The organism is Micromonospora palythoicola (assembly GCF_036689795.1).
Taxonomy (GTDB): Bacteria; Actinomycetota; Actinomycetes; order Mycobacteriales; family Micromonosporaceae; genus Micromonospora; species Micromonospora palythoicola.
The window spans coordinates 1-15,316 of sequence record NZ_JBAGKI010000067.1 but is presented as its reverse complement, the minus strand read 5'-3'; the positions used below and the strand labels follow the sequence as shown (position 1 = coordinate 15,316).

Genomic DNA, 15,316 nt, shown 5'->3' with positions numbered 1-15,316 from the left:
TGGTACGGTAATCAGCCCTCTTCGATAGTCTCCGACCGGTTCGGACTCTGTCCCAGCGGTCGCCAGGCGGCCACAGCGACAAGCGCCATCGTCACCCCGGCGATCCAGAACGGTGTCGTGAGGCCCCAGATGCCGGCGATCAGACCACCGAGGAGGGAGCCGACCGCCGCCCCACCGAGATCGAGCACCGCGTACGCGCTGCCGACCCGGCCGAGCAGATGCGACGGCACCAGCCGTTGTCGCAGCGACGCGACGGTGACTCCCCATACCATCCCGTGCGCGCTGAACATGACCAGAACGACCACCACGACCCAGAGTGTCGTGGTGGTGGCCAGGATCAGGTGGGTGAGCATCTCGACGACCAGTCCGGCCCGCAGCACCCCGGTTCGTCCGAACGTCCCGACCAGCCGGGCCGCCAGCGCGGTGCCGGCCAGCCCACCGACCGCGAACGCGGTGAGCAGGAAGCCGTAACCGACGTCGGAGACGCCCAGACGCTGGCGGCAGTAGAGCACGAACACCGCGAACGCGGCGCAGAAGGCGACGTTGCCCACGCCCATGCTCAGGGCCAGGGTCCGCAGCAGCCGGTGCCGCCACAGCCACCGCACCCCCTCGGCGATCGAGCGGACCACCGAGGCGTGCGTCGTGGTGGCCGGTGCCGGGGCCGGCCGCAACCTTGCCAGCAGCGCCGCGGCGACGGCGAACGTGAGTGCGTTGAGGCCGAACGGTGCCGCCGCGGCGATCACGAACAGCCAGGCGCCCAACGGCTTGGCGACGAACTGGTTGCCGATCGTGAAGGTGGCGTAGAGTCGCGCGTTCGCGTTCGGCAGCCGGTCGGCGGCGACCACCGATGGCAGCAGCGCGCCCATGGCGGTGTCGGCCAGCGTCTCCCCCGTACCGAGCAGGAAGAGCACCGCGTAGCAGACGACCACGGTGACGGTTCCGGTGGCGATGGTGAGGGCCAGCGTGGTGAGGGCGGCGGCCCGGACCAGGTTCACCGTCACCACCAGGCGACGCCGGTCGAGCCGGTCCACGTAGGCACCGCTGAGCAGGGCGAACAGCAGCCAGGGCAACTGCTGCACGAAGACGGCACCGGCGACCAGCGCCGGGTTGTCGGTGATGGAGGCGACCAGCAGTGGGCCGGCCGCCATGGTGATGCCGTCACCGACGTTGGACACCGCCGAGGCGGTCCAGAGTTTGGCGAAGTCCGCGCCGAGACGCGCGGATGTCGGGGCACGCAAGATTGCTCCTCGAGCTGGAAGGGAACGGCCGTCAGGGGACCGCTCCGCGGCGAGGAGCACCGCCACCGCCGGTGGACCGACGGCGGGCCGCACGGGTCAGCGCACGGTGGGCTCTCGCGTCGGAGCGGGGGCCGTGACCAGGTCGAGGCGCATCTCAACTCCTGTCCGTCGACGGATGTCGACACGGAGGATAGTCGTCCGAGTCGGAACACGGACACCGGTTTCCGCCGGGTCGCGCCGCCTTCATGATCGCGACCACGGTCGATACAGTGACCCGGTGGAACAGATCAGCCGGCGGCGGTTCCTCGACGAGATGGTGGCCGTCACCCGCGAACGGCGGGCCACCACCCACCTGTACGTGATGTTGCGCGACGGCGGCGGCATCGGCGTGCAGTGGGAGCAGCCCGGGCTCGACGATCTGCGGGAGTTCCGGGTGGTCGACCCGGACGGGCCCGTCTGCCCGCACTGCCTGATCATCGAGACGGTCGTGGCGCTGGCCCCGGTGCTGCCGCTGGACATGCTGCGGACGGCCCGCGCCAAGGTGCAGTACGAAAGGATCCTGCGCGCCGGCATGCTGCCGGCGCCGGCGTTCGCCCGGCAGTCGACGAGTCCGGAGGTCACCTGGTTGGCGGACTGCCACGGCGCGACCGGCGATCCGCACACCGACGCGGACTGCGCCGAGCACGCGGCGGTCGTCACGCCGATGGTCACCGACCCGCTCGACGTCGACTCCGGGACCGTACTGCCCCGGGCGCTGGGCGAGCTGACCGACGCCACCGACGTGCGAAAGCGGCTACAACTCGCCCGCGACTGGCGGGACACCGCCGCCGAGGTGGCGCGGCGCAGCCGTTGGGCCGAGACGACCTGGGGTTTCCTGCGGAGCTCCGGGGTGCTGGGCGTACCCGCCGCCGGTGTGCCGGGGGTGGTCTACGCCCTGGCTCCCGGCGCACCGGCCGACGACCGGCCCTTCGCCGAGCGGTACGCGACGACGGTGCGCGCCCTTTCCGGCCAGACCACCCTGGTGTACGCCGACCCGGTGTGCCTGGTGCCCGACCCGGTGCCCGGCAGTCAGCGGATGCCAAGCTTCGCCGGTGCGGTGGACGTGGCCACCGGACAACCGGTCCGCACGTTGCGGCTGCCGTCGCCCCGCCGGCCGCTGAGCCGGCTCGGCCGGGGGATCCTGCTGCTGTTCGAGGCGCGCCACGCGATGCTGATCCGCCACGTCAAGCGGCCCCCGGACTGGGAGTCGGAAGCGGCGCTGCACGCCTTCGAGTTCGGCCTGCTGGAGGAACTTGGCGGCGCCGGGTACACCTCGGCCGTCGCCGCCTGTCTGGAAGCCCTGCGCCGCGAGGGCGATCTGCTGGCCCGACCGCAGAAGGTCCTCGACCGCCGCCGACGCAAGGCCCTCGCGCAGGTCTTCGGCGACATCGACGACGAGGAACTGCACCTGTGGGCGTCGGTCGCCTACCGCAACGCGATCATGCAGATGCTCGGCAGCCAGGCCGCCTTCGCCGAGCATCTTCGCCGGCAGGCGTCCTGACCCGAGCCCGGGCCGGCCCGGGGTGGGTGGGTCCGGACCGCGAACCCACCCACCCGGAGCGTCAGTTACGCAGGTTCCACTGCTGGTTGCTGCCTCCGTGGCAGGCCCACAGGTGGATCACCGTGCCGTTGGTGGTGCCGTAGCCGCTGGCGTCGAGGCAGAGCCCGGACTGGGCACCCGTGATGGTGCCGTTGGCGTTGACGTTCCACTGCTGGTTGGCCTGGCCGTTGCAGTCCCAGATGATCGCCAGGGTGCCGTTGCTGGTGCCCTGGCCGGACGCGTCGAGGCACTTGTTGCCGTAGACCATCAGCTGCTTGCCGGCGGTGTGGGTCCAGCGCTGGTTCGTGCCGCCGTGGCAGTCCCAGAGCTTCGCCTGGGCGCCGTTGGCGGTGCTGGCACCGTCGACGTCCACGCACCGGCCGGACTGGGTGCCGACGATCTGCACGCCCTGCGGGTTGCTGGTGCCGCCCTGCGGACCGGCCCCGGCCATCACCGCCTGGGCACCGGACGGCCAGTTCCCGTTGGTGACCGTCACGTTCCCGGACACCACGTTGCCCCGGTCTCCGTTCGTCACGTTGGTGCTGCCGTTCGTCGACCAGTTGTTGGTGACGGTGAAGTTGCCCATGTTCTCGGCGTACCAGTAGTTGGCGGTGGCCCAGGTGCCGGTGGACGAGAACACGTTGTTGCGGGCGGTGTAGTAGCGGGACCCCTCGTCGAAGTAGACGCCGAAGTAGCCGTTGGTCCGCAGACAGTAGTTGTCGCTGATCAACCCGCCCGGGTTCGCCGACAGGGTGTAGATGCAGCCACCGTCGTTCATCTGCTGCATCACGTCGTGCACGTAGTTGCCGATCAGGCGGTTGTTCGACGCGGTGGTGGCCGTCGTGTAGCGCGGCTGGTAGTTGTACAGGCCACGGCCGGCGTAGTGCTCGCTGCCACCCGCGTCGTTGGAGCCCCAGCCGTACCCGATGGACATGCCGGTGTAGGGCATGTTGTAGACCTCGTTGTACGACACCGTGGAGTTGGTGACGTAGGTGGTGAGCACCGACACGATGCCCCGGTACTCGATGCCCAGGTCGTGCAGGCGGTTGTTGCTGATGGTGATGTCCCGGTTGACCATGCGCTGGTCACTGGGGTGGTGGGCGTCGGCGCGTACGCCACCGACGACGATGCCGCCGGCCGCGTTGCGGGCGATCTCGGAGCGGGTGACGGTGATGTTGCTGGCCCCCAGGCCCACCCCGCTGGCGTGGGCGTTGGCGTCGTTGCCGATGCCGATGGCCGTCTGCCCGAGGTTGACGAACTGGGAGTCGCTGAAGGTGATGTTGTTGGCGGCCGAGACCTGCACGGCGGCGGGCATCTGCTGCCAGTTCGGCCGGGTGGCCTCGAACTGCGGGCAGCCGTTGTGGCAGGACGAGAAGCTGGGCCAGTTCCAGTTGCCGTAGATGTAGGCGCCGGTCTGCTGGTCCACGTAACCCTGGTTGCTGCTGGCGCCCAGCCAGGTCGTGCCGGTGAAGGTGATCCCGGTGAACGAGATGTGGTCTGCCGGCGAGGCGTAGGTCCCGCCGAGGTTGACCAGGGACTGCTGCGTCGGCAGTTCCACGCTCACACTGCTCATGTTCTGGCCGGCGAGCGGGATGTAGTTCAGCGCGCCGCTGCCCGGGTCGAGGTACCACTCCCCCGGGGTGTCCAGGAACTCGTAGGCGTTGGCCAGGTAGAGCGGCCCGGCGCGGTGCGGGCTGGTGAAGGTGTCGTACCCGAAGTTGTTGTTGCTCCAGCCGGGCTGCTGCATCCGGATCAGGTTGCCGCTGATGCTCTGCACCGACACGTACCGGTCGGTGAACGAGTTGACGCTCTCCATCTGGATGCGGCTCTGGTTGGCCAGGTTGTTGAGGTAGCTCAGGGCGCCGCTGGTGAACCGCATGCCGGTGCTGTCCGCGGTGAAGTCCGCCCGGTTGACCTGGGTGCGGGCCCGGGTGGCGAGTGCCCCGTTGACGTAGAGCTGGCGGGTGTCGGTGCCGGCGCCGACGTTGGCCCGCCAGATGTTGCGGCCGGCGTCCACCTGCGACCAGCCGGTGACCGCCCGGGCACCGCTGATCACGGGGCGGGCCGAGGGTGCCGCCTGCCAGATGACCCGGTAGCCGTTGGTGCCGGAGTCGGCGGCGGTGAACCGCAGCGGCGAGGAGAGCCGGTAGACGCCGTCGGCCAGTTGCACGACGATGTCGCCCGACATCGAGCTGTTCATCGAGCGGACGGCGTTCTGCGCACCGGTCAACGAGCACGGTTGGGTGGCGGTGCAGGCGCTGCCGCCACCGGAGGGGGACGCGTAGAGGGTGGTGGTCGCGGCGAGGGCCGGGGCGGCGAACGTGGTCACGGCGGCCACGGTGGCCGCGGCGGTCAGCGCCACCGCCGCCGTCGCGGCCAGCACCCGTCGGGGTGTGCCGGGGGGTGGAGGTACGGACACGGGGGTCTCCTTACCTGGACGGGTGGTGCGATGTGGTGGGTGGTATGTGGACGGCAGTTCATCATACGAATGATGTCTGCGCAAGGATCGACCGAGATCACGCCGGTGACCCGATGCCGGCGCGGCGGCGCGGCTCAGCCGAGGATGCTGCGGAGATAGGCCAGCCCGTCCCCCGCGAGCCGGTCCGGTGACGGGGCGAGCGGGCGCCAGATCGACGCGGCGGTCGCGATCGTCGCGTTCTCCGGGGTGAACGACTCGATGCAGATCGCACCCCAGTAGCCGGTGGCGGCCAGGGCGGCGAGCAGCCGGGGCCAGTCCAGGTGATCCGACCCGGGCGCGCCCCGGTTGGTGCCGCTTACCTGCACGTGCTTGATGTGCGGACCCGCCGCGGCCAGCGCCGCGTACGGGTTCGCCTCCTCGATGTTCATGTGATACGTGTCGATCATGAGACCGACGTTCGACGGCAGCCCGTCGATCATCTCCACGGCCTGTTCGAGCGTGTTCACGACGCTTGTCTCGTACCGGTTGAGCGCCTCCACCCCGATGGACACCCCCCGCTCGGCGGCCCGGTCGGCGACCGGCACCAGCGCCCGACGGAAATCCACGTAGCAGGTGGCGCGTTCCGCCGGCGTCATCCGCCAGGTGCGGCCGACCGACGCGTAGACCGGACCACCGACGCACGGCGCGCCGATGATCGCCGCGCTGTCCACGCAGCTGTTCAGGTACGCCACCGTGGCCTCCACCACGGCGGGCTCGGCATTGACGAGTTCCCGCCCGGGTGGGGTGACCGCGCAGACGCCGGCGGCGGCCAGCCCGTACCTGGCGAGCAGGTCGCGGACGCGGTACGGATCCCAGTCGCCCGGCTGCTCGATCGGCAGTTCGACCGCGTCGAAGCCGAGCGCCGCGATCCGTGGAATCAGCGCGGCCAGGGCCTCGTCGTCGACCGGCGAGGCCCAGACCCAGGGATTGACACCGACGGCACGCATCGGACGCCTACTTCCAGCGCTGCGGGTAACCCGGCAGGTCGGTGCAGCCGCACATGGCGTAGTGCAGCGGCGGCATGTTCGGGTCGAGGTAGCTGTCCAGGTTCTCCTGGGTGATCGTCGGCTGGGGCAGCTTCCACGGGTCGGACACCTGCTGGCCGTCGAGGATCCGCAGCGCCGCGATGATCGGCGTACGCCACTGGTAGGTCGGGTAGGTGGGCGCGATCGCGGTGAGCCCCTCGTCCTTCCACATCTTGAGGAAGTCGAGCTGGTCCTCACCGTTGATCGGCGGCACCGGCTGACCGGCGTCCTGGAACGCCTCCACCGCCGCGACGGCGACCGCGCCGGCGTCCATCCAGACACCGTCGATGGTGCCGTGCCGCTGGATGTAGTCGTTGACGATCTTCTTGGTCTTGGCCGGGTCGCCGTCGGTGAACTCGACCCCGACGACGTCGACCTGCGCCTTGTCGAACGCCACCTTCGCGGCGGACCACCGGGTCTCCAGCACGTCGACACCGGGCAGGATGCGCAGCGCGAGGACCTTGCCGCCGGGCTTCATCCGCTGGCTGACGAACTCCGCGCCGACGTGACCGAACCCGTACCCGCCGATCGGGTTGATGAACGTCACCGGGCAGTCGGTGTCGACGCCACGGTCGAAGACGATGACCGGCAGACCGGCGTCGCAGGCCGCCGTCACGGCCGGGGTGAGCGTGGCGGTGGTGTTCGGCGAGACGATGAGCGCGTCGCAGCTCTTGCCGAGCAGGTCGTTGATGTCGGCGATCTGCTTCTGGTCCTTGCCCTCGGCGTCGACGTGGACGAACTCGGAGATCCGGTCGCCCTGCGCCTCGACCTCGGCCTGCATCGTCTTGAAGCCGACCTGCCGCCACGGGTTGTTCAGCGCCGCGTTCGAGAAGCAGATCTTGTGGGGGCCGTCCTTCTTGAACTTGGCGGTGTCCACCATCTTCGGGTTGAGCACCTGCTCCCACGGCTTGTCGGCCGGCCCGGTCGGTGCGGCGTCGAGCAACGCGAGCTCGTTGTCGTAGTCGGCCTGCACGAAGAACTTCGACTGCTCGCCGGTGCCGGCCCCGGCCGGTGGTGCGGAGGCGCCGTCCGACGGAGTCGCCACGGGCTCGTCGGTGGCACAGCCGACGAGGGACACCAGGAGGAGCGCGGCCGTGGCCGCCATGCGTCGTTTCATGAGGATTCCCCTTATCTCGACGTGGAACGTCGGGTCGAGACCGCCACGGCGAACAGGATGATGGCGCCCTGGACGGTCGGTCTGAGGGCGCCGGAGACGCCGTAGAAGTTCATGAGCGTGAAGAGCAGTTCCAGGGTCAGCGCGCCGAGCATCGCGCCGACGACCGAGCCACGTCCGCCTCCCAGGGCGACGCCGCCGAGGACGACCGCGGTGATGGCACCGAACTCCAGACCGGCACCGGCCTGGAAGGACACCCCGCTGTAGCCGCCGATCAGGATGGCCGCGACGGCGGCGGCGAGGCCGCTGAGCATGAAGGCGATGGTCCGGGTACGGCCCACCCGGGCGCCGCTCAGCGCCGCCGTCCGCGCGTTGTCCCCGACCGCGATCAGGATCCGGCCGAAGTCGGAGCGCATCAGCAGCACCGCGAGCGTGGCGAGGACCAGCAGGACGACCAGGGCGTACGGGATGCGACCGAGCACCGGCACGTCCTCGAAGGCGCGCCGGCCGAACCGACGGAACTCCTCGGAGAGCCCACCCTTCGGCGCGCCGTCGGACCAGAGATAGACCGCCCCCACCAGGATCAGGAACATGCCCAGCGTGGTGATGAACGACGGCACCCGCAGGCGCGTCGTGATCAGCCCGTTGACCAGCCCGACGAGCACCCCACCGGCGAGCAGCACCAGCACCACCGGCCAGGTCCGGGACGGATCACTGTCGATGAGCCGGGCGGCGACCACGACCTGCGCGGTCACCAACGAGCCGACGGACAGGTCGAACTCGCCGGAGACGATCACGAAGTACTGACCGGCGGCGAGCAGGATGATCGGGGCCGACCGGCCGAGGAAGGACATCAGGGATGCCGGAGCCAGGAAGTCGGGCTGGCGAACGGCGACCAGCACGAGCAGCACCGCGAGTATCGCGAGCAGGGGCAGCAGGCCGCCGGTGCGGACCCGGGACAGTTGGGGCGGCAGCGGGCGACGCTGGACGAGTTGCATGTCAGACGGCCGCCTTTCGCATGGCCCGACGGGCGTAGACGGCCACCGCGGCGATGATGATGGCCCCCCGGATCACCTGCTTGAAGAAGGCGTCAACTTCGAGCTGGTTGAAGATGGCGTCGATGCTGGCGAGCAGCAGCACGCCGCCGAGCGTGCCGACGACGCCGCCCTTGCCACCGGCGAGAGCGGTGCCACCGATCACCACCGCGGCGATCGACTCCAGGTCGTAGAGGCCCTCGGTGCCCACCCGGGGGGCACCCGAGCCGAGCCGGCTGGCCAGGTAGATCCCGGCGAGCCCGGCGCACAGCGAACAGAGCACGTGGGCGGTGACCAGCACCCGGTCGTTGCGGACGCCGGAGAGCCGGGCGACCTCCGGGTCACCGCCGACGGCGACCAGGTGGTGACCGAACCGGGTCCGCGCCAGAGCGAACCAGCACGCCCCGGTGACCGCGAGCAGCAGCAGGAAGGACAGCGGTACCGGGCCGATGCGCTGGTAGCCCAGGCTCTGCACGAGCCCCGGCGAGGTGCTGCCGGCCGGCCCGTCGTAGCCGTTGTCGAGATATCCCTTGAGCAGCAGCCCGACGCCGAGAGTGGCGATGAACGCGTTGATCCGCAGCCGGGTGACGAGCAGTCCGTTGAGCAACCCGACCGCGGCGCTGACCGTGAGCGCCAGGCCGACCGCGGGCAACAACGCGCCGTCGCGGCCGTTCATCGTCTCGGCCGCGACGAGGGTGCTCAAGCTGATCACGTACGCCACCGAGAGGTCGAGCGAACCACCGAGGATGACCAGGGTCTGCCCGACGGCGACGAGGCCCAGTCCGGCGGCGACGTGCAACAGGCTCACCGTCGTCGACTGGTTGAACAGTTGACCGCCGTCGATCATGACGACCAGCCAACCGACCGCCAGCGTGATGGCCAGCGCCACGAACACGCCCGGCACCGGCCGTCGGGTCGGCCGCAGCGACAGCAGGCTCACGCCACCGAGCCCGACGGCTCGCTCGCTACGCTCGCTCACGCCGCCGCCTCGCTTCGCTCCGCAGCGGCGTGAGACGCCACGCTGCTGAGCCTGATGGTTCGCTCGCTACGCTCACTCACGCCGCCGCCTCCCGTACCGTGCCGACCGCCAGGGCGAGGACATCCTCCTCGGTGGCGCCGGCGGGCAGCTCACCGGCGACGCGGCCGTCGCGCATGACGAGCAGTCGGTCACTCATGCCGAGCAGCTCCGGCAGCTCGGAAGAGATCATCAGTACCGCCGCACCCGCGCGGGCGAGCCGACGGACGAGATCGTGGATCGCCGACTTCGCGCCCACGTCGATGCCCCGGGTGGGTTCGTCGAAGAGCAGGATCAGCGGGTCGAGCGCGAGCCAACGGGCCAGCACCACTTTCTGCTGGTTACCGCCGGACAGGAACCGGATCTCCTGGTCGTCACCGGCGGCCCGGACCTCCACCGCGGCGAGCAGCTCGCGGACGCGTACGGTGCGCGCGGCGCGGCCCGAGCGGGCCGGCACGACCGCCCGGCTCGCGAGCAGGGCGTTGTCGAGCACGGACTGCCGGGCGACGATGCCCTCGCCCTTGCGGTCCTCGCTGACGTACGCGAGGCCGGCCCGGGTCGCCGCGCGCGGTGAGCGCAGCCGGGTCGGCCGACCGTCGATCGTGACCATGCCGGAGGTGAACGGTTCCACTCCGAACAGCGCGCGGGCCAGCGCCGATCGCCCGGAGCCCTGCAGGCCACCTATTCCCAGCACCTCACCGGCGCGCAGGTCCAGGTCGACGTCGCGTAGCTTCCGGTTCCCCCCGCCGCGCACGGTGAGCCGTACCGCGCCGATGTCCGCGGAAACGGCCCGATCCGGGTAGTAGCTGGACAGTTCCCGACCGACCATCTGGCGCACCACGTCCTCGGCGGTGGCGTCGGCGGTGGGCATCGTCCGCACCAGGCGCCCGTCCTTGAGGACCGTGATCCGATCGGACAGGTCGAAGACCTCGGTCAACCGGTGCGAGACGTAGAGCAGGCCGATGCCCTGCTCTTGCAGCCGTCGCACCAGGCCGTAGAGCAGTTCGACCTCGTGGTCGGCGAGCGCGGCGGTGGGCTCGTCCATGATGAGCAGGCGCGCGTCCAGCGCGAGCGCCTTGGCGATCTCCACCACCTGCTGCTGGGCGACCCCCAGGCGACCCACCACGGCCTCGGCGGGCAGGTCCGTCTCCCCGATGGTGGCCAGCAGCTCCGCGGTGCGGCTGAGCATCTGTCGCCGGTCGACCAGGCCGCGCCGCTTCGGCTCATGGCCCAGGTACACGTTCTCCGCGACGGTGCGCTCCGGCAGGAGGTTGAACTCCTGGTGGATGATGCCGATGCCGGCGCGCTGCGCGTCCCGCGGGCCGCCGAAGACGCGGGGCTGCCCGGCGAACTCGATGGTGCCGGCGTCCGGGGCGTACCCACCCGAGACGATCTTCATCAGGGTGGACTTGCCGGCGCCGTTCTCCCCCACCACGGCGTGCACCTCGCCCGGTGCCACGTCGAGGTCGACACCGTCGAGTACGCGTACCCCGAAGAAGGACTTGCCGATGCCCCGCAGGGCCAACAGCGCCGGGGGTCGAGCCGACATCAAGAATCCTCACGGAAAGTAATCGCCAAGGGCATCGGTGTGCCACCTCGAAATTCGCTCGGGACCGGCCGGTCACCTGGCTTTAGTTATCGGAAGCGAAGCTTCCTGTTGTCGTGCTCAAACTTTCGCTTGACATGACCGAAACATCACACGTATGAAGATAGATGCTCGGGGATTGGTACGCAATCCCCGATCTTCCCGGACTCCCGACCGGGCCGGTGGCGGGCAACGACGCCGGGTCAGGTCCACTGGGGAACGCAGGCGCCAATGATCAGTCCCATCCATGTTGTCGCTAACATCAATATATGTCCATATCAACACTATTAAGGCTCCTTGCCATCACGGGGCCCGGAACCCACTCAGGCGTGACTCTGCGTTACATCCGGCAGAGTCGCCCCGGTGCGACGAACCGCGCGACGACCTTCGCGCGTCCCGTCGTGCCACCAGGCACCACCCGACGTGCCGTGGGAGGCGACCGGACTCGTGGTCGCGCCCCCTGTTGCTCCGCCCCGACGAGGAGACGGCATGCGTCGTAAGACAGCCATCATCGGACTGATCTCCGGTCTGTTACTGGCGCTCGCGCTGGTCCAGCCGGCATCAGCGGCTCCGGAGTTCCGTGCCCTGTTGTTCACCAAGACCACCGGCTACCGGCACGACTCGATCCCGGCCGGGGTCTCGATGTTCCAGCAGCAGGCCGCCTCCGACAACTTCGAACTGGTACACAGTGAGGACTCCAGCGTCTTCACCGCGGCGAACCTGGCCACCTTCGATGTCCTGATCATGTTCCAGACGTCCGGCATGGTGTGGACCTCCGCCAGCCAACGCCAGGCGGTGGAGGGCTACCTCGCCAGCGGCAAGGGCATCGTGGCCATCCACAACGCCACCGACATGGGCATCGAAGCCGAGTACCCGTGGTGGGACCAGACCATCAACGCGGGTGCCCACATGCCCGAGCACTCCCCCGGCGTCCTGCCCGGCACCGCCATCGTCGCCGACAAGAAGCACCCGTCGACGGCAAGCCTGCCGGACCGCTGGAACCGCAGCGAGGAGTGGTACAACTTCGACAAGAACCCGCGCGGTGAGGTGCACGTCCTGGTCACCGCCGACGAGCGCACGTACAACCCGGGACCTCGCGCGATGGGCTCCGATCACCCGATCTCCTGGTGCCGTAACACCGGCGGTGGCCGGGTCTGGGCCACCGCGATGGGTCACGCCGCGGCGTCCTACAGCGAGACCCACTTCCGCAACCACGTCCTCGGCGGGGTGAAGTGGGCCGCCGGCAACGAGCCGGGCGACTGCGGCGGCACCGTCTGGGGCAACTTCGAGAAGCGGACCCTCGACAGCAACACCGTCGACCCGATGGCGCTCGCCGTGGCGCCCGACGGCCGGGTGCTCTACGTCCAGCGTGGCGGCCAGGTCAAGATCTTCAAGCCGAGCACCAGCAGCACGGTGACCGCCGGCACGCTGTCCGTCTACACCGGAGGTGAGGACGGACTCACCGGGCTGGCGCTCGACCCGAACTTCGCCAGCAACGGGTACGTGTACCTGTACCACGCACCGGCCAGCAGCTCCACCGACGTCAACCGGGTCTCCCGCTACACACTCAACGGCGACACGTTGAACATGTCCAGCGGGGTGACGATCATCGACATCCCCGCCTACCGGGACCGGACGTACCCCGAGCCCGGGCACACCGGCGGGTACATCGCCTTCGGGCCCGACGGCAACCTGTACATCGGCACCGGCGACGACGTCGCACCCAACCTCGACCCGAACTGGCAGGGCTACGCCCCGCTGGACTGGCGCCCGGGCAAGCACATGCTCGACTCGGCGCGTACCGCCGGCAACACCAACGACCTGCGCGGCAAGCTGCTGCGCATCCGCCCCTCCGCCGGCGGTGGATACACCATCCCCTCGGGCAACCTCTACCCGCAGGGGACGGCCCAGACCCGGCCCGAGATCTACGCGATGGGCTTCCGCAACCCGTTCCGCTTCTCGATCGACCCGGCCAACGGCTGGGTCTACCTGGCCGACTACGGACCGGACCGGAACCCGCCGACCACCAACCGGGGGCCCGAGGGCCTCGTCGAACTCAACGTGATCAAGACTCCGGGCAACTACGGCTGGCCGTTCTGCCACGGCGACAACCAGCCGTACGCGCCGTACAACCCGGACACCGGCGTGGTCGGCGCCAAGTTCAACTGCGCCGCACCGGTCAACAACTCGCCCAACAACACCGGCCTGACCAACCTCCGGCCGGTCGTCGCGCCCAACATGTGGTACGGCTACGGCGCCTCGCAGAACTTCCCGGAGGTGGGCTCGGGTGGCTCGGCGCCGATGGGCGGACCGGTCTACCGCTACGACCCGGAGAACCCGTCGGCGACGAAGTTCCCGCCGTACTACGACGGCGTGCACTTCTTCTACGAGTGGTCGCGTGACTACATCAAGGAGATGCACTTCGACTCGGCCTCCGCGGTCACCCGGACCAACCCGTTCCTGCCCGGCACCCGGTTCAACAGCCCGATGGACCTCGAGTTCGGCCCGGACGGTTCGCTCTACCTGCTGGAGTGGGGCACCAACTTCGGTGGCGGCAACAGCGACTCCGGTCTCTACCGGATCGACTACGTCCAGGGTGGTCGGTCACCGATCGCCAAGGCCAGCGGCACGCCGACCAGCGGCAACGCTCCGTTGACCGTGCAGTTCTCCAGCGCCGGGTCGGCCGATCCCGACCCGGGTGACACGATCAGCTACCAGTGGACGTTCGGCGACGGCACCACCTCCACGGCGGCCAACCCGTCGAAGGTCTACACCAGCAACGGCAACTACACGGCGCAGTTGAAGGTCACCGACAGCTCGGGCAAGACCGCGTTCGCCAACGTGCCGATCACCGTCGGCAACACCGCTCCGGTGGTCACCATCACCACGCCGGCCAACGGGGGCATGCTCACCTTCGGCGACCGGGTGTCGTACCAGATCACCGTCACCGATCCGGGTGGCGCGGCGGTCGACTGCAGCAAGGTCTTCCTCAACCCGGCGCTCGGGCACGACGACCACGCGCACGAGACCACCGACTACGCCGGCTGTTCCGGGACCATCCCCACCGACCTGCTCGGCGGGCACCCGGACGGCGCCAACCTGTTCTACGTGCTGAACGCGCGGTACACCGACAACGGGGGCGCGGGTGGCGCGGCCCCACTCACCGGCCGCGCCCAGGTGATCCTCCAGCCGAAGCACAAGCAGGCCGAGTACTACAGCAGCCAGTCCGGCACCCGGGTCATCGACCAGGCCGGCGCGGAGAGCGGCAAGCGCATCGGGGACATCTCCAACAACGACTGGGTGGCGTTCACCCCGATGAGCCTGTCCGGCATCAACACCGTCAGCTACCGGCTGTCGTCGCCCTCCGGCGGCGGATCGATCGAGCTGCGGGCCGGGTCGCCGACCGGCACGCTGCTGGCCACCACTCCGGTGCCGAGCACCGGCGGCTGGGACAACTACCAGTCCACACCGCCGGTGAACGTCACCCCGCTGGCCGGCACCCACACCCTGTACCTGGTGTTCAAGGGCAGCGCCAACAACTGGTTCGACCTCGACTCGCACACCTTCGGTGGTCCGGGAGTGGGCGTCGGTGACACCGGTGGCGGGATTGCCGGCCGCACGTGGACGCTCACCGCACAACACAGCAACAAGCTGATGGACGTCAGCGGCGTCTCCACTGCCGACGGCGCCCAGATCCACCAGTGGTCGTCCACCGGGGGCAACAACCAGAAGTGGCAGGCGGTCGACGCCGGCGGCGGCGCCGTCTATCTCCGGGCCGTCCACAGCAACAAGTGCGCGGAGATCACCGGTGGCTCCACCACTCCCGGTGCCTTCCTTCAGCAGGCCACCTGCAACAACGGCAACCAGCAGAAGTTCACCGTCACCTCCACCGGCACCACCGGGGTCTACACGGTGAAGAGTGTGCTGAGCGGGCTCTGCATCGACGTCAACGGCGGCGCCACCACCGACGGCGCCCGCCTGTTGCAGTGGACCTGCCACAGCGGCACCAACCAGCAGTGGCGGTTCAGCCTGGCCTGACAGCCGCGACCATCGCGCTGGTCAGTGACGTCTCCGGTCGGGACCGGACTCCGGAAAGCGGAGCCGGTCCCGACCCTGGGCGTACCGAGCCCCTGCGCCCGGGGCCCGGCCGCGGCCCCGGCGCACGCGGCCGGGCCCGCGCCGGCCGCCGGCCCGCGGCGCGCGGGGGGGGGCCGCGAACCCCAACCCCCCCGGGCCGGGGGCCCCGGGGCGGGCCCCGGCCGGCGGGC

At 69.8% G+C, this 15,316-nt stretch carries 9 protein-coding genes; 2 read left to right on the top strand and 7 right to left on the bottom strand.

The window, feature by feature from the left end:
* Positions 1–11: 11 nt before the first annotated feature.
* Entirely contained in the window at positions 12–1,238 is a 1,227-nt protein-coding gene (locus V5O40_RS23130) for an MFS transporter (RefSeq protein WP_332907406.1), read from the bottom strand.
* Between the two features lie 277 nt (positions 1,239–1,515).
* On the opposite strand from V5O40_RS23130, the gene V5O40_RS23125 reads away from it, so the two are divergent.
* Positions 1,516–2,778 carry a hypothetical protein gene (locus tag V5O40_RS23125; protein WP_332907405.1) on the top strand — a complete coding sequence of 421 codons (1,263 nt, stop codon included), beginning with the start codon at positions 1,516–1,518 and terminating at the stop codon, positions 2,776–2,778.
* A gap of 61 nt (positions 2,779–2,839) precedes the next feature.
* Here the strand turns inward: V5O40_RS23125 and V5O40_RS23120 are convergent, their stop codons facing one another.
* From V5O40_RS23120 to V5O40_RS23095, 6 genes are all read right to left on the bottom strand, one after another.
* Entirely contained in the window at positions 2,840–5,236 is a 2,397-nt protein-coding gene (locus V5O40_RS23120; protein ID WP_332907404.1) for an RICIN domain-containing protein, read from the bottom strand.
* 134 nt (positions 5,237–5,370) lie between these two features.
* Entirely contained in the window at positions 5,371–6,222 is an 852-nt protein-coding gene (locus V5O40_RS23115; RefSeq protein ID WP_332907403.1) for a sugar phosphate isomerase/epimerase family protein, read from the bottom strand.
* 7 nt (positions 6,223–6,229) lie between these two features.
* Entirely contained in the window at positions 6,230–7,417 is a 1,188-nt protein-coding gene (locus V5O40_RS23110) for a substrate-binding domain-containing protein (RefSeq protein ID WP_269739049.1), read from the bottom strand.
* Between the two features lie 11 nt (positions 7,418–7,428).
* A complete protein-coding gene (locus V5O40_RS23105; RefSeq protein ID WP_332907402.1) occupies positions 7,429–8,412 on the bottom strand; it encodes an ABC transporter permease in 984 nt (327 codons plus the stop codon).
* 1 nt (position 8,413) lies between these two features.
* Positions 8,414–9,427: an ABC transporter permease gene (locus V5O40_RS23100; protein WP_332907401.1), complete on the bottom strand. Its 1,014-nt coding sequence runs from the start codon at positions 9,425–9,427 to the stop codon at positions 8,414–8,416.
* Between the two features lie 76 nt (positions 9,428–9,503).
* Complete coding sequence (locus V5O40_RS23095) at positions 9,504–11,012, bottom strand: sugar ABC transporter ATP-binding protein (RefSeq protein ID WP_332907400.1); 1,509 nt, start codon at positions 11,010–11,012, stop codon at positions 9,504–9,506.
* Positions 11,013–11,537: 525 nt separating this feature from the next.
* Here V5O40_RS23095 and V5O40_RS23090 point away from each other — a divergent pair.
* Positions 11,538–15,086, top strand: coding sequence for a ThuA domain-containing protein (locus V5O40_RS23090; protein WP_332907399.1), 3,549 nt, complete (start codon positions 11,538–11,540; stop codon positions 15,084–15,086).
* The last annotated feature ends 230 nt before the right edge of the window (positions 15,087–15,316 follow it).